Raw genomic sequence first — 18669 nt, 5'->3', positions numbered from 1 at the left:
CGTGCCACCCAAAAGCGAGAGAAGAGTGGTGGCAGGACATGCGCATGGCGCGGCGTCTTGTCGTCGTGGCTCCGCACGATGACCCGGCCACGAGTTGGCCGGGCCACCCGCCGCAAGCATGGCACACAGCGAGTAGCCTCAGGTGATCTGCACTCTTGTCGTTAACCCAGTTCTAAAGACGTGATCCCGAAGATCTGCTCATGCGCGAGCGTTGGGATGGGGCCGAAATACATACGTGTACATTCAAAGATCTGAGTCATCCCGAGACTTTGACAGAGTTCAATCGCAGCCTGGTTGTTCTCGGGAACATCCATGAGCAGCGATTGTCCTTCGGTATGCTGAAAGCTGGTGAGCAACAGCGCCCGGGCAATTTCAGGGGTCTCGGCATACAAAGGAGCCAGCTTCCAACCCACTCGGCAACGCCGCAAAAGACTGTAGCCACGAAGGTTTTTTCCCTCCTGCCATGCGAGTGAAACAATCCCCGGTTGTGTCAGCCAGCGATTCAGGAAATTCGGGCGTGCACCGGGAAAACAGCGAGCATCCAAAACTTCGATCCGTTCTCTAGGAATGGAATCCAATTCGACAATCTCACTCGCCTTCGCAACCACTGGCAACGAATGGGCCTGGGCCTCGTACCGGCAATGTCGATATTGGGGCACAAACCCGCCTTTGGCATAGAAGGGAATCATGTTGGTGACGGCATCGAGGCCGATCGTTCCTGAAGTGGTTTCTGGTAACGGTGTGAGTCTGGCCAGCAGATGATCCCGGCGGGCATACCACAACTGTTCGCCCAGGCCCTGGCCGCGAAACTCGGGGCGGAGGATGAACAGCCCCATGAAGCCGAAGTGGGGGTTGTGGCGGACAACACTCCCGCCTCCCGCCAGTTCGCCATCGACTTCAAGGCCTAGAAACCCTTCAGGATCAGCGGCCCAGAAGTTGGCTGCATCATGAACGCCCGGGTTCCATCCCTCCAGAGCCGCCCAGTTGACGAGCTGTTCCACTTCGGGGAAGGTCAGAGGACGAATCGAAGTTCTGGTCATAGCCGATTTCCTGTGTTGAACAGATTCGGCAGATCATAACCAGAGTGTTCGGGCGATCGCACCTTATCGAGATGTGGATTCAAAACGAATGATACGAGTCACAACTTGAAATGATGCCTTGAAATTCACAGGAGAATGTTTGCCCCAAAGCTGCAAGCGTGGCACACCAAGCGATGTTTCCAGGTTACCGCCTGGTGCTGATCGAGAATGAACCTAACCTTTGACATAAGCTCGGGAGGGAACTGCCATAAGATGGATGAAAGTTGCGAGTGCTGAAGTGACTGTGCCAGGTAGTGAAACGTCAAACGGCCTCGATAATCAATCGGGGATGAGGGCGAATTCGAAGAAGCCGAGCTCCGCCCACTGGTGGAACCAGGTTCTCAGTTCGTCGCCAAATGAAGCGGCGTGGAGATCGGTGTATGGAGCGGCGGCAGCGATCGCATCACCAATCGTCTGGCCCTGAATCAAAGCGTAAAGAATCTCATACGCGGCGGGTGTCAACTCAAGGGTCTTGACCTTGAAGCGACGACGACTAATGGCGATGAGCGACTGTTCCGGTTCGGGAAGTTCGGGCATTTCCTGGCGACGGAAGGCGGAGAAATAGCGGGAGACGGGAAATTTGAAGCGGAGCAGGCGAAGTGCGGGTGACACAAACAGCCGGGTTTCGACCAGCTGAACTGGCGTGAGTTGCAGCAGTTGGTTCACTTGGAAGGCTGATTTTGACTCCAGGCCCGGGCCGTCGAATACCTGATTGAAGACCAATTCCCACTCGGCCAGATCGATCAGAAAGTCGGCCCAGTCGGCTGATTGACTTGAGCCAACCGTTGATTCGGCGCGAGGGGGTCGGGTCTCGCGCAGATATCTGGGAAAACGCGACCCGAGTTCGAACAGCGTGTAACTGGCGGAGGGATAATCCTGCAGATAACCCACGGCGAACTCGTCGAAAAGTTCTTCTCCCAGAGAGTACCGGAGGGCAGGGAACTCTTCCCGTAGACAGTCGAGCAGCCGGGCGTAGTAGGCGTGGCTGTAGATCTCCATCCGCTGGACGGCGGACAGTGTCTCCGACCGAGTCACGACCTCCTCGGCGTTCGCAGGGTCAATATCGATGACGCGGCGGGCGGCCGTGGACGCGATGCCTTCGGCAACTCCGAGCGGATGCGTGATGACGGTCTGCATCCAGTACAAGGTTTGTTCGAGGCTATGCATGGTTATCCGATGTTCGTCGAATCTGTTTGAGACCATCCTGTGCAGGACAATTTCTCGGAGGGACCTCGGCCGCTCTGGTCAAGAGTTCGAAACTCAGGCCTAGGTCTTGGGTGGTGCTTCGCCAAACTTCTTGCCGGCTTTGGTCATCAGCTCTTCAAACTTTTTGCGGGCTTTGGGCCAGGTCTTGTCTGTCATGGGAACGGCGCAGGCCCCTTTCCCTTTGCAGGAGTTTTCGCCTGGGTGCTCACCGCACCCGCCCTGACCTTTGCACTCGTTAAAGCCGTTGCAGTCGTGGGCGACGGCAGTGGCGCAATGTGCGGTGCCTGCACACTCGTTTGTAGTGCCTTTCTTGCCCTTGTTCTTGCAGGTGTTAATCCCACGGCAAACATGGGGATCGAGCAGCAGATTGTTTTCGTTGTTGCCGGTCTCAGCAACCAACATGGTCTCGGCTGCCGTTTCGCCGGGCTTGGTTCCCGATGCGGTGCTGGCTGCGGGAGCCGGAGCGGTGCCTCCTGAGCAGCCTGCGAGCAGTCCACTCAGGGCGGCGAGGCCAAGTGCATTCAGTTCCCGACGACTCAAGCAATGAGTGAGATGATGTTCGAAAGTCATGCTGGCTATTCTCCAAATGATATCGTTTGAGATGTCGAGCTGAAGTTCATCTGTCTGAAGTCGCGTGCGGAGGCCATCGTTTCCATTTCGAAAGGTCAGCGAGAGCCGGGTTTCATGTCGGCGGTCAAGGGAGGTCGCATCGGCGAGGCACCTGACATCATGTCGTCGGCCGACATCGTGGGAGGCGGTGTCGCAGCAGACATCCCGGTGCCAATCGTCGTCTGTCGGTCGAGGAAGCGGGCCAGACACCAGTCGACCGAAAAGCAGCCGGGACCGAACAGCAGTACGAGCATTGAAGTCAGCAGAAATAGAAAAGGTGGTGCTTTAAGGAAGAGGTTGGTGTTTCCGAACAGGGCACGCAATTCGTCGGGATGGGCCGTCACATAGGCGACCAGCATGGTGCCGATGAGCGGGATCGTACTGACACGCGAGAAGAGACCCAGCAGCAGGCACGCGCCTCCCACGAGTTCCGTCATGCCGGCCATGACGGCGTTGATACCCGGTGCGGGGATCCCCAGGCCGGCGAAAAACTCGCTGGTCGATTGGAGGTTCGCCAGCTTCCCCCAGCCACCTTTGCTGAACTGATAGCCGAAATGCAACCGCAGAACGAGCAGCAGCACGGGTTGCAGACGATTCAGGAGCGATGCACCGAGCCGATAGTAATTCACCGATTTCGATAACCAGACAGGCATGTTGAGTAAGTCTCCGGAAGGTTGGACGCGTCGAACCGACGAATGCGGGAGTGTCTGTTTGAGGTTTAGCCGAGATGTGTTTCGAGTTCGGCGTCGAGACTGTTTTCTTCGTTGTCGCGGTTCACGACAAACGACAGCGGATTCGAGATGACACGTTCTTTGTGATTCCGGCTTTCCGGCTGATCCCGGTGATGCTCTGGAATGGAGCCATTGGTGCGGCGGTCGTCCTTCATCGCACGGCCTGGAGCGAGGGACGGGGTGGCCTCCATGAACCTGCGAGCTTTGAGTACTTCGGCGTGCACGACTGGGAACTCGGGAATGTTGGCATCCCATTCGAGCAGCGTGGAGACGCCAGCTGTGAGCTCGTGAGCCAACCGGTAGAGTTCCCAGACCGGGTCAATTACGTGGTCGTCATGGGTGTCTACAATGTGTGTGCCGCAATCGGTATGCCCGGCAAGGTGGAACTGAACGATATGTGCGTGTGGCACGGAGCGGATGTACTCCTCGGCACTGAAGCCGTGATTGACGCTCGATACGTAGACGTTGTTGACATCCAGGAGCAGACCGCAACCGGTGCGGGTGGCAAGTTGAGTGAGAAAGTCCCACTCGGTGATTGTCGAATCGTGGAAGCCTACGTAGGTGCTCGGATTTTCGAGGATGAGTGGTCTTTCGAGAAAGTTCTGCACAAAGTCGACCCGGCCCACAACATGTTCGAGAGTTTCTTCGTTGAGCGGAATAGGGAGTAGATCGTGTGCGTTGACCCCGGCGACCCCCGTCCAGCACAGATGGTCCGAGATCCAGCGGGCGCCAATTTCCCTGGAGAGTTTTTTGAGCTTTGAAAGATAGTCGAGATTGAGCGGATCGGTGCTGCCGATTGACATCGAGACACCGTGCATCACGACCGGGTAGCGCTCGGCGATTTGATCGAGGATGTAGCGAGGTCGTCCCTGCGAATCCATGAAGTTCTCGGAAATCACTTCGAACCAGTCGACGGGAGGCCAGTGTTTGAGCAGGTAAGGATAGTGGACGGTCCGTAGACCCAGCCCTAATCCGAGGTTCGTGTGTCCCAGCCTGGGGGAAATCATAAATAGCACGCTCCGGAGAAGGACATTCAGCTCGACGGATAGCCGGCCTAGGGAGGGATTGAAAAGGCGTGGCTGATCAAAGGGCATCAGTCACGCCACAAGAATCATGCGGAACTATCCCTACGTTCGCGCGGTCGTCGTCTTGGCGAGGGATTGTGGGGCCGACCCTACGATTTAGCCGGGGCGGGACCGAACTTCTTGCCAGCCTTGGTCATAGCGGCCTCGAAGTTTTTGCGTGCCTTCTTCCAAGTCTCATCGCTGAGTGGAATGGCGCACTCACCCTTACCTTTGCAGGTGTTTTCGCCTGGCTTCTCGCCACATCCACCTTCGCCAGCGCAGTCGTTGTGTCCCTTGCAGACATGCTCTGTGATTTCGACTGAGGCATAGTGCGCCTGTCCGGCGCAATCATGCTTCTTGCCTTTGATCTCACCCTTGCAAGTCGGGTTCAGCCCGCGGCAAATGTGAGGTTCCTGGAGGAGAAAGCTCGTCTTGGGATCTTTCTTCGCGAGGGCCTTTTCCTGGGCCATGCCGACATTGGCACCGGCGAGCAGGCCGCCGATCGCGGTTGCCGCGAGTTTGCTGAAATGACGACGATCCATACCGTTTGAGTCCATACCTTGCGAATCCATCTGAGTGCTCCTGAACAGTCCTACCACTCGAATCGGGAAGGAGGCAATCTCCTTCCCATGACGACCAGACGACACAGGGCGACTCAATCACGTCGCTGTATCGATCAAGTATTTCCCGCGAACATAACGGGGCTATTCCCTTCTGTTTGTCAGCTAGATGACAAACAGAAGGAATTTCTATGACTTACCTGGGAGTTATCTCGCCGGCAATTTCGAAAAGGCGACGGTAATCGGACACACGAATGTCTTGTCGCGTGTAAGAGATGATTTGCTGCTGCTTCCACTCAGCCAGGATCTTACTGACAACGGGGCGTGTGGCACGGGAAAGATCGGCAAGCTCCTGATGTGTTAACGGGACACTGACAGCACAATCTTGACTGGGTTGATGACATTCTTTGGTGACCAGATCACACAGAATTGTCGCAATACGCGCTCTCAGTGGTGAAGTGTTCTGCCAAAGCAGACGACGCTCCAGAATTCTGATTTGACTTGTGAATGATTCAATAATGGCAGCCGAACGATGTGACTCGATGCGGATCCCTTGCTCAACAAATGATCGATCAAGCTCAATGAGTTTTATACGGCCGTGTGCAGTCGCCTGCTGTGCCAATTCTCCCGTGGCTGAAGAGGGAGATCGATCCTGATGGAAAAGTGGTGCACCAAACAGGCCACCACGTCCGACGATTGCCTGCATCCAGCGATCACCAGTGTCGCGGGTTAACGTCAGCTTTACGAAGCCTTCTCGAACTATCCATACCGTTTCTCTGGGCTGAGACAAATAGATCACTGACTTCGTTTTGAATTCCCTCTGTCGGGCAGAAGGGCAATTCGAGCAGATCCTTATGAGTTCGTCTGCCGCCAGTACTCTAATCCACATCGACAATGATCCGGTCAGATGAGTTTTCGATGAAAGTTTTTCCTTCGTGAACTCTCTCGTTCCAGGAGAAAACTGGAAACAGCCTGAGAAGGAAGGAATGAGATGGCTCGAAAGACAACCCCTGCGATCCGCCTGTCAATTTCCACATCTCTCTTGATGGCTTAGATGCGGACTGTAGGCTGAGGTAACAACAAAAGAACAAATTTTCTGGCCATTCGTCGTAACAGTTCAGTCATCATCCGGAGACAAGTAGAAACTCGTACGGAATTCATTCGCAAATCCTTTTCTCACCTCTCTCAGAAGACACAGGTTTTCGTTTTCTGCAGGTTCATGGCTGCTTCTTGGAGAAAAGAACCAGTCCAGTGTTGTTCTCTCTCATCGCGCCGATCCGGAGTCACATGAATAAGCGATTCATTCGGACTTCATTCCCTTTACAAACGTCCAGAAAACGGCCATACCATTCTTATGTGCGACTCTTGATCTGTGCCGGAATCGGGTTTTGACCTTGGTTTTTGTTCAGGCGAGGGTCTGAAATTCCGTCATTGTTCTCTCGCGCCGAGGTCACGTCATGTCTCGTCCTGTCACGCTCTTTACCGGCCAGTGGGCCGACCTCAAGCTGGAAGATCTTTGCAAGAAAGCTCGGGACTTTGGTTTTGATGGTCTCGAACTCGCCTGCTGGGGTGACCACTTTGAAGTGGATAAGGCCCTTTCCGATGACGGCTATTGCCAGCGGAAGCGTGACTTGCTCGAAAAGTACGACCTGCATGTGTTCGCGATCTCGAACCATCTCGTGGGCCAGGCTGTCCTCGACAAGATTGACGCTCGGCACAAATCGATTCTTCCCGCCTACGTCTGGGGCGATGGACAGCCGGAAGGTGTCAATCACCGTGCGGCGGAAGAAATGAAAAACACGGCTCGCGCTGCCCGCAAGCTGGGTGTCAGTGTGGTGAATGGCTTTACCGGTTCCAGCATCTGGCACCTGACTTACGATTTTCCTCCCACACCCAAATCGATGATCGATGATGGATTCCAGCTTCTGGCCGACCGCTGGAACCCGATTCTCGATGTCTTCCAGGAATGCGGCGTCAAGTTCGCACTGGAAGTTCACCCCACAGAGATTGCTTTCGATATCTATACCGCTGAGCGATCTCTGCAGGTGCTCGACCGCAGGGAAGAATTCGGCTTCAATTTCGATCCCAGCCACCTGATCTGGCAAGGGGTGGACCCCGTCGAATTCATCCGCGCCTTCCCGGATCGTATCTATCATGCCCATATGAAGGATGCCAAAGTCACACTCAATGGCAAGAGTGGCATTCTTTCCAGCCACCTTTCGTTTGGTGATTCCCGGCGGGGCTGGGATTTCCGCAGTGTGGGCCGTGGTGGTGTGCAGTTTGAAGACATTATTCGCGCTCTGAATCACATCAAGTACGAAGGCCCGCTTTCGATTGAATGGGAAGACAGTGGCATGGATCGCGAACATGGTGCCCGCGAAGCGTGCCAGTACGTGAAGAATGTCGATTTCAAACCCAGCGGCCGGGCCTTCGATGCGGCCTTCAGCGACTGAAACTTGATTGATGAAAAGCCATGCGGCGTATGAGGCTTGGGTGTCATGACCAGAGCCTCATACGCCGCTGTTGTTTGGCTGGATGCAGGTGAAGTAACGCTATGCGACTATTTGAGGATGTCAGATGGAACAAGGTTAAAGTTGTAGAGTGGTCAGTGCCTGCCTTGAACTTCTCCACCCGGATAGAAGTCAGCATCTCAGCCGGGGTCGCCCTACGACACACCCAAGAGATATTTTGATGTTGTTTCACAACCACAAGCTAGTAAAGTTGGTAGTTCGTCATTGGCTTCCCAATCATCACTGTAAGGCTGTTTACAGGATGGGCATCGCCATGTGACATGCGATGTACCTCCATCTTCAGATATCTTGATGTGAACCTTGATGACAGGAACCGAGATCTTCCTCTCGACTATTCGCCATCCCTCAGCATTGTCGCCTGTAGCCCAATAATTGCCTAACGCGTACTCATCTTCTAAAGGATCACCAAAAGCAAAGTGTGCGTTAACGAGCGACTCAGCCTCCTCCTTTTCTAAGGAAAAAACATAGTCTCGGTTATTCCATTGTCCAACGTAAATCGTTATCGACTCGGTTGTCATTGTGTCTACTTAGTGTTGTTTAGTGCGATTCGAGCTAATCACTGAATGTCAGTTTGAAGTTGGCTGGATAATTCACTTGGCAGGGTGGCCCTGACGTGGATTTGCACGTCTGGGCCTCCCTTGCCAAAGAGTACTAGGCGGATCATTGGGCTATTCATCGGGGGCTAAACCCGTGCATACTCCGTTCGTGATTTGGAATGGCGTCAATGATGTGTATTTAATTGGCCCATACATGTCAGACCAGTCATACTCCCATACTTCGCCACCTTCGTTGTCTACAATACGATCCGGTTTTCCCAAAACCTGTTCGATTTCACTGCTGCCAACACTCCGTTCTTCCGCTGCAATCAGTAGTGAATGAATGGCATCAGCGAAAACCTCAGAGCTCCCTCTATCGTTGCCCAGTTCTCGTATTTTCTCGCTTGCAGACAAGAGATCGAACGAGCGGTAGTAGTGGATATCTTTAACCATTATAGTCATATTCTTACTTAAGCAAGTCGATCAGATTCACGTCTGGGTGACCATAGTCACAAGAGAGACTTCAAGGAACGCTTTTCAATTCAAACGGAGAAATCAAAGGGATTGATGTTACAGACCACTGGCCTTACACGCTCGTAGTGCTCTGGGTATCGCAGCAGGCTTACGACTGGTCGAAAAAAACAATGAGTGAGCCCTTTGATTTGCCCGACATTGGCTTAGGTCAATGCAACCCATTCACAAAATCGGTGAACGATGGAGCAATGAAGGCGATGTTATCCCACCACGGGTCGCCTTCAGTGTTCTCTTTCTCGTGATCCCAGAAAAAGATCGCACCGAACACCTTGGCTCCGAGGTCGAGAAGAACGAGATTACCAAACGGATCGGAAGCAATCGGAAGTAACTTAGGCGGAATTCGATCCTTGTAAGCCTCTATCCTCCGAGGGATGAAATAGGTTTGTTCGTCTTGATTTAGGGTAAAAAACCAATTCACTACAGAACCATCACCGGTTGGCCCCTCAAAATCAGAAGGTGATGGTCGCCCCCCGTTAAAGTCTGCTAGAAAGCGACAATAGTCGGATGGGAGAGCCGATCCGATCACTCGCTCCAAGTTGCCAATTTGGGTGGCTGTCGCACCACTCGTACTGAGCAGGTCCACAATTTGCATCACTTGCTCCTATTTGTTAAGTGGCGTTCATCTCAAGGTAGGACACGTTGGCACTCTGCTGTCTACCAGTGTGCCCGGAGGCTCGGGAGGGTTTATTGCGGTAAGATCCGCTAGGCAAGTTTCGGAAGATCTCTGATGAGACAAGGTTGAAGTTGCAGCGTTGACAGTGCGCTCCTGTGGCTTCACCACTCCGGTAGAAATCAGAATTTCAACCGGAGTTACCCACTGAAGACATGCTTGCCCCAAAGCTGCAAGCATGGCACACAGCCGTTCAGCGTTCGTCAGAAACTATCAAAGTCGAATGAACTGGGGGCAAACGAGGACGTTTGACCCCAGCCACCCAGCCGTAGAAACGCAGTTCGGAAAAACGCTTGAGATTAATTGAGTACAGGAAGAGCAGTGGCTTTTTCGCGTTTGACTTTTCGTGGTGGCAGGATGGCTTCGGCGTATTCCCAGAGTTGTTCCGGAGCTTCGAAGAATTTGTCGTAACAGCCGCCGACTTCGTATTCGCAGTTGTCTGTGGAGTAACTCCGGCAGATGGCTGGCCGGGTGTCGTAGACACCGCAGCGATTGTCGGGGAGCAGGTTTTTGCAGTCACCATAAACGAGCAGATACCAGGTGCCTCCATCGATAAAGATCGATGTGCGACCATGCATGATGTACCAGCGCATGTTGTCGAAATCATCCCAGCTGGTGGGAGTATCAATCGGCAGGGCAAAGTAACGGCAGCACTTGGCAGTGCAGTAACTGCAAAGGTGCTCACCCGGCGGCAGCTTCTCGCGCGTCATGCGTGTCTTACGAGCCATGCTCTTCCTCAAACTTCCTGACTCGACCAGAAAATCAAACTTTTGCCAAAATCATAACCAGAGCCTGCAGGCGATGCAGCTCTCATTCTCTGAGGATTCCGTACGATGAGTCATGAGGTTCTTTGGCCCCCAAGCGAATACGGATTTCAGTTTTCGACTGCGTTTTTTGGTATGGGGTGTCTGGGGCCAAACGTCTTCGCGAAGCTCCAGTTCGTGCCGAAGATTGCTGGGGGTTCGAAGACTCAACCCCAGCCACCCGCCGCTGCGCCGTTTTTTATTGGAATCCGAATAAACTGCTCTCGCAGCCATCACTGATGACGAGCAATTGTGGCGGAGGCAATCACAGAAGCCGTTCCGACCACGGCTACCGAAACCCAGGCACTGACGGCCACACGCTCGGAAGTGGTCATGCCCGTTGCAATGGTGGCTGCAGCCGCTAATCCCAGAGGGACCACTGCGAGAATAATCATCAACCACAGTTTTCCATTCGACAGGTTCATTTCAGGTCTTCTTCGGTAAAACCGCGCGTTTGCCAGTGCGGAAACTGCTTCGTCATCATGGGGCAGTGTCAACGATTTAGGGGTGGTTACTGAGGAGTTTCAGGTGTTGGCCTCGTGGTTCGCGCATCGAACTGTTCGACAATCAGATCGCCGATTTCACGGGCGAGGGGATTGATGACTCCTTTGCCATCGGGATAGAGCCTGCTGGAAAGAATGCAGACGAACAGTTTTCGCTGGGGGTCAATCCAGAGCGATGTGCCGGTAAACCCGCCATGACCAAAGGCGCTGTCGGACATTTTCGTCGGTCTGTTCGAGGAGTAGGTCGAGCGCATGTCCCAACCTAAAGCTCTGTGAACAGTCGTCGGCGTGTTGGAGCTGATCGCAGGAACTTCAACGGGTGTGACCATCAGCCGGGCAGTGACTGGAGTGAAGATTCGAGGCATGTTGGCCGCTGAAGAGTCTTTATTTTGAAGCGAAACCAGAATGGCTCGCGATAGTACGGCGATGCCCTGAGCATCGGAGAACAAGCCCGCATGACCGGCAACACCACCCAGCCGGGCAGCGCGGGGATCGTGCACGGTGCCGATGGGCCCTTCCGTTGGGACCAGTTGATCGGCCCAGGCGGCTGATGGAAGGTATCTGGTTCGCTTGAGAGCGAGAGGCTGATAGAGTTCCTGTGCGCAAAACTCAGCGAGGGACTTGCCACTGATCTTTTCGACCACCCGGCCCATCACCATCAAGCCGACATCGGAATAGACAAACCGGGTGCCTGCAGGCTGACGTAATGGCAAATTCGCCATTTTCTGCCAGGCGACCTCTGGCCCCTGGGCATAATCGGCCAGTGCGTTATCGGCAATCAGCCCGGAACGATGGACCAGCAGATCGATGGAAGTAATGGCTTCTTTGCCGTTTTGTTTGAACTCGGGCCAGTATTTTGCGACGGGCTGATCGAGTTCGAGCTTTCCATGATCGACGAGCTTCATGACGGCCAGGCTGGTGGCCAGTGGCTTGGTTAACGACGCCAGATCAAACACATCGCCGGGGCGCAGGGGGATTTTCTCAGGCGAAAGGATTCGATCGCCGACAGCGCCATGCAGCAGAGTTTCATCGAGCGTGCCCGCGATCACGACGGCGCCAGGGATCTCTCCCCGTTCGATCGCTTGATTGAGGCTGGCTGAAATTTTCTGACTGAGAGGGAGAAAATCGGGTGCAGCAATCTCCCAGGTTTCTGCCGCTCTGGCGGTGCCTGTAGCCGTCGCCGTGGTTGTTGCTGAGGGCGTAATGGGAGAGGCATTGTCTGTTGGTACGGACTGGGCCCAGGTCAAATCGGCTGCTGACGACCAGAGGATGGCAATCAGCAACGTCAGTGACTTTTTCACAACCACATTCCTGCCAGATGAAGAGAATCTGAGTTACCGGAGGTTCTCAAAAAGTGCCGTCGAGAGATAGCGTTCACCGGCATCGGGCAGGACTGTCACAATCGTTTTGCCAGCAAATTCAGGGCGTGCTGCCACCTTGAGAGCGCCAGCCATCGCAGCGCCGCAACTGATGCCGCAACTGATGCCTTCTTCCATCGCCAGCTTACGGGCGGTCTCGATGGCTTCATCATCGGTGACGCTCAAAATCTCATCGACGACTGAACGATCAAAAGTGTCGGGGACAAAGCCGGCACCAATCCCTTGAATCTTGTGGCGGCCTGCCGGGCCACCCGCCAGCACAGGGCTGGCTGCGGGTTCAACAGCGACCACATGCACCGGGTGTTTCTTTTCGTGTTTCAGGAATCGGGCAACACCTGTAATTGTGCCGCCAGTCCCCACCCCTGCCACAAAAACATCCACTTGTCCTTCGGTATCATTCCAGATTTCGGGGCCAGTGGTTTTGACATGAATGGCGGGATTGGCCGGATTCTTGAACTGCTGAGGGATGAACCAGCCAGGCTGTGCCGCCAGTTCTTCGGCTTTGGAAATGGCTCCCTTCATACCGTCAGCCCCGGGAGTGAGGACCAGATCGGCACCGAAGCTTTTGAGCATCATCCGCCGCTCAATCGACATCGTTTCGGGCATGGTCAAGGTGAGCTTATAGCCTCGGGCAGCACAGACAAATGCCAGGGCGATGCCGGTGTTCCCACTGGTGGGTTCGACAACATGCATGCCGGGCTTGAGCTTCCCGGATTGTTCGGCATCCCAGATCATCGCGGCGCCAATGCGGCACTTGACGCTGTAGGCGGGGTTGCGGCCTTCGATTTTGGCCAGTACCCGGCTCGAAAGACCGGCCGTCAAACGATTGATCTGCACCAGTGGCGTCCGCCCGATCGATTCTGAGTTGTCCTTAAAGATGGGCATTCGCCGGATCCTTCCAAAAGAAACGAGTGTTCAATAAACAGGCTGGCAACCGTCAGGAATGATGCCTGCCAGAAATCTATGTTGACGTGCAGCGCTTGCGCCTGCCAGAGTTTACATCGATTATGGCGCATCTGGGCAAACCTGCAAAGCCCGCTTCCTCGAGGAAACTTGTCAAAGTTCAGTTGGCTTGTGGTGCCAGAAGTTCGTCAGGTGGAATGCAGAACGTTTGCAGGCGTCCTTGCAGAATCTTCTGGTTTCGGCCTGAAAACTGGGCAAGAATTGCGAGAAGTCGGCTGTCAAAATCATGCTTGAGGAGTTTTTTGTGAGACATTTGCTGCTGGCTGCGGGCTGCGTACTGGGTGTGATGGCTTTGGCACCGGCTGCCGATGAGCCCAGGCCTTTCATAAAAATCAACCTCGACACCAGCGAAGTCCCGGAGCTGGAAACCTGGGGAAAAGAGGCACAAGACCTGATTGTGGAATGGTACCCACGCATGGTGAATCTGCTGGGCTCGGAAGACTATCAGCCACCTCGTGAAATGGGACTCAAGTTCCGCAACAGCAAAGAAGGAGTCGCCCACACGATCAAGGATCAGATCACAGTTTCGTCACAATGGGTGAAGGATCATCCCGAAGATGTCGGACTGGTGATCCATGAAATGGTGCATGTGATTCAGGCTTATCCACCTCGTTCAGGGCCGGGCTGGATCACTGAAGGAGTGGCCGATTACTTACGTTACGCGGTTTATGAAGGGCGACCACTGAGCTGGTTTCCCACCAGCGCCGATCCTAAAGGCTTCACCAAGGGCTACAACATGACGGCTGGCTTTTTCCTGTGGCTGGAAAATGGCCCTGCCCCCGGAATTGTTGCCAAGCTCAATGCTCACATGCGACAGGGGACATACAAAGAAAGTCTCTTTGAAGAAGCGGGCGGGAAGCCACTTCTTGATCTCTGGCAGGATTATTTGAGCCACCGGCGGCAGATGCGTTCGCGATAAGCTGGCAAAACTCTGTCAATGTTTTTCGCGGATCGAAGCTCATCATTCTGCCGACAGGATCGAATCGATAGAATTGATCGAACCACAGTTAATCAGGTTGGATCGCCGCAGGCAGGTCATGATTATGGAACAGGAACAGGCTGTTATCTGCATCACCCACCTTCCGATCGTGCCTCATCGCCGTGATGATGGACACAAGGGAGATTATGGACACGCGCTGATCGTGGCTGGGCAGGTGGGCATGAGTGGAGCCGCCTGCCTGGCTGGAAAAGCAGCTCTGCGAGGTGGTGCGGGGCTGGTGACAGTCGCTACGCCGATCTCGATTCAACCCACGATTGCGGCTTATGAGCCCAGCTACTTAACGTTGGGGCTGCCGGAGACACACGGAGCGATCGGCTTTGGAGCTCTCGAAACGATTCATCGGGCGTTACATGTCGCCACGGCTGTTGCCATTGGTCCGGGGTTGGGCACAGCCGAACCTGCGCGACAAATTGTGCGAGCGCTGTATCGCTCTTTGCCCATCCCGATGATTATCGATGCGGATGGTTTGAATGTGCTTGCTGCCAGTGGCGATGATCTCACACGAGACCCGGGTGCGGGGGCCCGGATTATGACGCCGCATCCGGGTGAGTTTGCCCGTCTGACGGGTGAAACGACTGCCACAATTCAAGCAGCCCGCGAAAAATTCGCCAATGAATTTGCCCGCAGGCATGGTCTGACAGTTGTTCTCAAGGGCAAAGAAACTGTGGTGACCGATGGCTATCGCATGGCCATTAACACAACCGGGAACAGTGGTATGGCCACAGGAGGAACAGGCGATGTCCTGACGGGCCTGCTCACTGCACTGGTGGCACAGAAACTCCCCTCTTTTGAAGCGGCACAGTTAGCCGTTTGGCTGCATGGACGAGCAGGAGATATTGCTGCTGAAAAACATTCGCAGCCAGGCCTCATCGCTTCTGACCTGCTCGATTATCTGGGTTCTGCCTGGCTGGAAATCGGGGCGTGACGAATGCGGATCGTCAGCTTCAACATTCACAAAGGGATCGGCGGACGTGATCGACGATATCGCCTCGAACGAATCATTGAGGCATTGCGTGCACTAGAACCCGATGTGATCTGCCTGCAGGAAGTGGACCATCATGTGGCGAGATCACGCTACGACCATCAGGCCAAACTCATTAGTGAAGCACTGGGTCTGGTGCATGCGCACTATCAGTTGAATGTGCGTCTCAAAGAAGGCGGTTATGGGAATCTCATTGCTTCGCGTTATCCGCTGGCTTCGGTGCATGCCATTTCACTCACCCGGCGACATTACAAGCCGAGGGGTGCGCAACTGGTCGTTGTCCAGACTCCGTTAGGCAGGCTGCATCTGATTCACTGGCATCTGGGATTGCGTGAAACCGAGAGGCATTGGCAGGTTCGTCGGATGTTTGAACATCAGCATTTTCGCGAACACAGACAATTACCGGCTATTGCGATTGGCGATACGAACGACTGGCGGAACACACTGGCCAACGGCCCGTTTGCAGTGCATGGCTGGAAACAGATTTCCAGCCCACCTTCCCGATTTCGATCTTTCCCGGCGTGGCTTCCTTTAGGAGCACTGGACAAAGTGTTTGTGAATTCGGGAGTGGCCATCGAGAGTTGTCATATTGCCAAAAGCCGACTATTGAGAGATGCCTCGGATCATCTGCCGCTGGTGGTTGATCTAGGTGGTTTTCATGAACACCCGGCGGATCATTTGCCGCGATTGAGTCTTCCTGTTCAATGATGTTCGGGAATGGAGTTCTGAAGGGACGCCGGGATTTCTACTGCTTCCATCAGGAGAGCAGCCTATTCATGTATGAACGCGTGATCACTTTTTGATTCTGGAGGGATTAGGCGTGGGTTTGTGAGGGCCGGGATTGCTTCTGGGGCTGAAAACATTGGCGGGTTGGCGCAAGATTCTGAGAGAATTTTCGCTTGATCGACAATTGAACATCCGGGGTCTTCCGCCGCATGGTGGCGATGAGTAAACTTCGGGCTAGTTTTCCTGCCAGCGATGCGAGTGGCATCTGTTTGCCGTCATCGTGATTGGCAGTCGGTCTGTTTGTGAATCGAGAATCTCAATGGCAAGTGTTGTTGCAGGTGACATGGTCACCATCAGTTATCGGGGAACTCTGGACGATGGAAGCGTGTTCGATGAGAGCACCCCTGATGAACCTTTACGGTTTGTCGCTGGCGGTGAAGAAGTCATCGAGGGGTTGACCAACGCCGTGATTGGCATGACGGTTGGCGAAAAGAAGCGCATTGTCATTGAGCCCGATCAGGCTTATGGCGATTACGACGATGAACTGGAACAGACCGTCGAGCGATCGGAACTGCCAGAAGATGCCGAAGTGGGCGATCAACTGACGGCTACTTCTGTCGAGGATGACGATGAAGAGTTTCCTGTCTGGGTGGTGGAACTGAACGAGACGGAAGCCGTTCTCGATGCCAACCATCCCCTGGCAGGTGAAACATTGATATTTGAGATTGAGCTGCTGGGGATCAATGAGCCTGAGCCCAGTTAATGGATGCTCTTCAATGAGCTGAAAGCAATCATCAGCCGGAAGAAATGCTGAGCCGGTGCGGATGGAAACATTCGCACCGGCGTTTGTATTCACACATTTTTAGTCAGTCTGAGTACGACTGGATCAATTTCGACGAATGAAAGTTCAGCCGACGGGGTGAACTTTCAAGCTTCCAGAGCGTTTCATTGTGGTTGAGATTCTCTGGCCGGCCTGCCAACCGGAACAACGGGCCCTGTTGTTTATCTGAAGGTCAATCTGATGACGACTCAACTTCGATTCTGCTGCTCTCTGATGATTGGTCTGGGATTGATCTGCAGCCTGGGGGTTCCCTTGTCTGCTCAGCAGAGCAAGACCAGCGGGACTTCGACGAGTAAGTCCAAAACGAAAACCAAGCCGATTTCTCCGGCCGCTCTCAAGCAGATCGATTTGAAGGCCGATCGGCTGAAGGATTCGATCACCAAAGATGCTGCGGCGGTTGCGAAGGAATATGAAGAGGCGGGTTTTCTGGAAAAAGCCAAGAATCTTTACGAGGTGCTCCTTAAGCTCGACCCCGATCAAGCGGGCCTTCAAGCCAAAGTCAAAGAACTGAATGAGCAGATTCTTTCGTCCAATGAAACGGAAATCGAGTTTGATGTGAGTCGAGGCTGGAGCCAGCCTTTAGGTGCCGTTTTCAAAGATCGTCCCCTGCGGATTCAAGCCGTGGGCGATTACAAGTTCAGCATTTCGGCTGATGTTTCTGCCAATGGCTTACCCACATCCGATAATGGTCAGGAACTGTATCCGGGAGCGCCTGCTGGTGCATTGATTGGGGTTGTGGTGGCTGACAAAAAACCTGGCAAGCCTTTCATGATCGGCGATAACAAGGATTTTTCGCCCAATCAGGATGGTATTCTGATGGTCAAGATCAATGCTCCTTCCAGCCAGAAGTGCTCAGGAAAGCTCTCTCTTCGCTTGAGCGGATACATTCGTGCTCAGTAAGTTGTGGGCAAGTCAGGTTTTTGATCCTGGGAACAGTTCAAAGATCTTTCCGTTGTCACAACCATGGCTGGCGCAGTCAGGTCGACCAGGCTTCAACCATGGTCTGCACTGCGAATTGCTAACGGAATCAACAGATGATGAAGGAGACCACTCCCGTACCCATTGAGATCCTGGGGTCGGGATTATGGGTGGGGTTCTTCCAAGACCTGCAGCGATTGGCAGCAGAAACACTTAAGGCCACTCCTGAGGTGCTTGCGCATCGACCAACCTGCACCATTTGCTGCGGCCCTCTGGCAAGCTATCAGGAGGGTTTGATTCAAGCTCTTCTCGATGGTCATACCATCTGGCTGGTGACGACTCATCTCTGGCAGGCAGACGAAATCGAGTCGATTTCTTTGGCCACCAAAAATGCTCAACAGCCACCCTATCTGGAACTTATCTCTCCCCGGCAGTTTGATACTGATTTTCTGCAGGCACGGCTGCTGGCACAGCGAGGGGAGCTGGGAGAACTCAAGGCGGTGCGCTCTCTGGCATGGACACCACCTTTTGCCGAAGAAGCCGCTTCGCCCGAAGCAGCCACCGATAGTACGACCCGTTTTATGGAAGAGATCTCACTGGTCCTTGAACCAGCCTTGGAACTGTGTCCAGGCAGGTTCTTGTCGTGTCAGTTCCGCGGTCTTCCCGGAGACTGGTCCGTTTCGCTCCTGTTTGAAGGCGACGTCCGAGCAGAAATCGAATTAAGGAAACGTGGGCATCTCCCCTTTGCCACCGGTTGGATGGTCGATGGCACTCTGGCTGGCTATCGGCAGGGACGTCTCTATCGCACAGCGACTGATGGTGAAACGATCGATGTTCCTGTCCCGGGTTTCGAGTCGATGCCGACCTTCGTCGAAGCCATGTGTGATCAATGGGTTTCTGCCCTGACCATGACGACTGGCCGCAAAGAAGGGACTCAACAGACGCTGAGCAAACTGGCGGCCAGGCTCCCTGTCTATCAGTCGCTGCTCGCCCAATTGCCGAGACAGAGCCTATAGGTACTATGTTCCTTTCCC

At 54.1% G+C, this 18669-nt stretch carries 20 protein-coding genes; 7 read left to right on the top strand and 13 right to left on the bottom strand.

The annotated features are described in order from the left end of the window. Nucleotides 1-161: 161 nt before the first annotated feature. The 7 genes from PLIM_RS16810 to PLIM_RS16780 form a co-directional block, all read right to left on the bottom strand. Nucleotides 162-1040, bottom strand: coding sequence for a GNAT family N-acetyltransferase (locus tag PLIM_RS16810; RefSeq protein WP_013111515.1), 879 nt, complete (start codon nt 1038-1040; stop codon nt 162-164). 318 nt (nt 1041-1358) lie between these two features. Further along, the gene (locus PLIM_RS16805) at nt 1359-2246 is read right to left on the bottom strand and encodes an HvfC/BufC N-terminal domain-containing protein (RefSeq protein WP_013111514.1); all 888 of its coding nucleotides are present in this window, start codon (nt 2244-2246) and stop codon (nt 1359-1361) included. Nucleotides 2247-2345: 99 nt separating this feature from the next. After that, nucleotides 2346-2855 carry a hypothetical protein gene (locus tag PLIM_RS16800; RefSeq protein ID WP_013111513.1) on the bottom strand — a complete coding sequence of 170 codons (510 nt, stop codon included), beginning with the start codon at nt 2853-2855 and terminating at the stop codon, nt 2346-2348. 95 nt (nt 2856-2950) lie between these two features. Continuing rightward, nucleotides 2951-3547: a DoxX family protein gene (locus PLIM_RS16795; RefSeq protein WP_013111512.1), complete on the bottom strand. Its 597-nt coding sequence runs from the start codon at nt 3545-3547 to the stop codon at nt 2951-2953. Between the two features lie 65 nt (nt 3548-3612). After that, a complete protein-coding gene (gene bufB / locus PLIM_RS16790) occupies nt 3613-4632 on the bottom strand; it encodes an MNIO family bufferin maturase (RefSeq protein WP_013111511.1) in 1020 nt (339 codons plus the stop codon). A gap of 167 nt (nt 4633-4799) precedes the next feature. Then, the gene (locus PLIM_RS16785) at nt 4800-5261 is read right to left on the bottom strand and encodes a hypothetical protein (protein WP_013111510.1); all 462 of its coding nucleotides are present in this window, start codon (nt 5259-5261) and stop codon (nt 4800-4802) included. A gap of 184 nt (nt 5262-5445) precedes the next feature. Continuing rightward, nucleotides 5446-6048 (bottom strand): Crp/Fnr family transcriptional regulator, encoded by a 603-nt coding sequence (locus tag PLIM_RS16780; protein ID WP_041402036.1) that lies wholly within the window; start codon nt 6046-6048, stop codon nt 5446-5448. Nucleotides 6049-6706: 658 nt separating this feature from the next. Between PLIM_RS16780 and PLIM_RS16775 the strand changes: the two genes are divergently transcribed. Further along, a complete protein-coding gene (locus PLIM_RS16775; protein ID WP_013111508.1) occupies nt 6707-7702 on the top strand; it encodes a sugar phosphate isomerase/epimerase family protein in 996 nt (331 codons plus the stop codon). A gap of 746 nt (nt 7703-8448) precedes the next feature. On the opposite strand, the gene PLIM_RS16770 is transcribed toward PLIM_RS16775, so the two are convergent. The 6 genes from PLIM_RS16770 to cysK form a co-directional block, all read right to left on the bottom strand. After that, entirely contained in the window at nt 8449-8769 is a 321-nt protein-coding gene (locus PLIM_RS16770; RefSeq protein ID WP_013111506.1) for a hypothetical protein, read from the bottom strand. 229 nt (nt 8770-8998) lie between these two features. Then, nucleotides 8999-9442 carry an SMI1/KNR4 family protein gene (locus PLIM_RS16765; RefSeq protein ID WP_013111505.1) on the bottom strand — a complete coding sequence of 148 codons (444 nt, stop codon included), beginning with the start codon at nt 9440-9442 and terminating at the stop codon, nt 8999-9001. 377 nt (nt 9443-9819) lie between these two features. Next, complete coding sequence (locus tag PLIM_RS16760; protein ID WP_013111504.1) at nt 9820-10248, bottom strand: YkgJ family cysteine cluster protein; 429 nt, start codon at nt 10246-10248, stop codon at nt 9820-9822. A 308-nt stretch (nt 10249-10556) separates the two neighbouring features. After that, entirely contained in the window at nt 10557-10748 is a 192-nt protein-coding gene (locus tag PLIM_RS16750; RefSeq protein ID WP_013111502.1) for a hypothetical protein, read from the bottom strand. 86 nt (nt 10749-10834) lie between these two features. Beyond that, the gene (locus tag PLIM_RS16745; protein WP_013111501.1) at nt 10835-12127 is read right to left on the bottom strand and encodes a serine hydrolase domain-containing protein; all 1293 of its coding nucleotides are present in this window, start codon (nt 12125-12127) and stop codon (nt 10835-10837) included. Nucleotides 12128-12160: 33 nt separating this feature from the next. Continuing rightward, nucleotides 12161-13090 carry a cysteine synthase A gene (gene cysK, locus PLIM_RS16740; RefSeq protein WP_013111500.1) on the bottom strand — a complete coding sequence of 310 codons (930 nt, stop codon included), beginning with the start codon at nt 13088-13090 and terminating at the stop codon, nt 12161-12163. 322 nt (nt 13091-13412) lie between these two features. Here cysK and PLIM_RS16735 point away from each other — a divergent pair, with 322 nt between their 5' ends. The 6 genes from PLIM_RS16735 to PLIM_RS16710 all read left to right on the top strand — a co-directional run bounded on the left by PLIM_RS16735 (nt 13413) and on the right by PLIM_RS16710 (nt 18651). Beyond that, nucleotides 13413-14087 (top strand): basic secretory protein-like protein, encoded by a 675-nt coding sequence (locus PLIM_RS16735; RefSeq protein ID WP_013111499.1) that lies wholly within the window; start codon nt 13413-13415, stop codon nt 14085-14087. Nucleotides 14088-14160: 73 nt separating this feature from the next. After that, entirely contained in the window at nt 14161-15093 is a 933-nt protein-coding gene (locus tag PLIM_RS16730) for an NAD(P)H-hydrate dehydratase (RefSeq protein WP_230849332.1), read from the top strand. Nucleotides 15094-15096: 3 nt separating this feature from the next. Next, entirely contained in the window at nt 15097-15858 is a 762-nt protein-coding gene (locus PLIM_RS16725; protein ID WP_013111498.1) for an endonuclease/exonuclease/phosphatase family protein, read from the top strand. A 337-nt stretch (nt 15859-16195) separates the two neighbouring features. Further along, a complete protein-coding gene (locus PLIM_RS16720) occupies nt 16196-16639 on the top strand; it encodes an FKBP-type peptidyl-prolyl cis-trans isomerase (RefSeq protein WP_013111497.1) in 444 nt (147 codons plus the stop codon). A 258-nt stretch (nt 16640-16897) separates the two neighbouring features. Then, a complete protein-coding gene (locus tag PLIM_RS16715; RefSeq protein ID WP_013111496.1) occupies nt 16898-17617 on the top strand; it encodes a hypothetical protein in 720 nt (239 codons plus the stop codon). A 134-nt stretch (nt 17618-17751) separates the two neighbouring features. Then, nucleotides 17752-18651, top strand: a complete 900-nt coding sequence (locus tag PLIM_RS16710; RefSeq protein ID WP_013111495.1) for a hypothetical protein — start codon at nt 17752-17754, stop codon at nt 18649-18651. Nucleotides 18652-18669 lie beyond the last annotated feature (18 nt).

This window comes from Planctopirus limnophila DSM 3776, from assembly GCF_000092105.1.
GTDB classification, from domain to species: domain Bacteria; phylum Planctomycetota; class Planctomycetia; order Planctomycetales; family Planctomycetaceae; genus Planctopirus; species Planctopirus limnophila.
The sequence above is the reverse complement of the archived record's forward strand: the minus strand, read 5'-3'. Positions and strand labels throughout refer to the sequence as shown.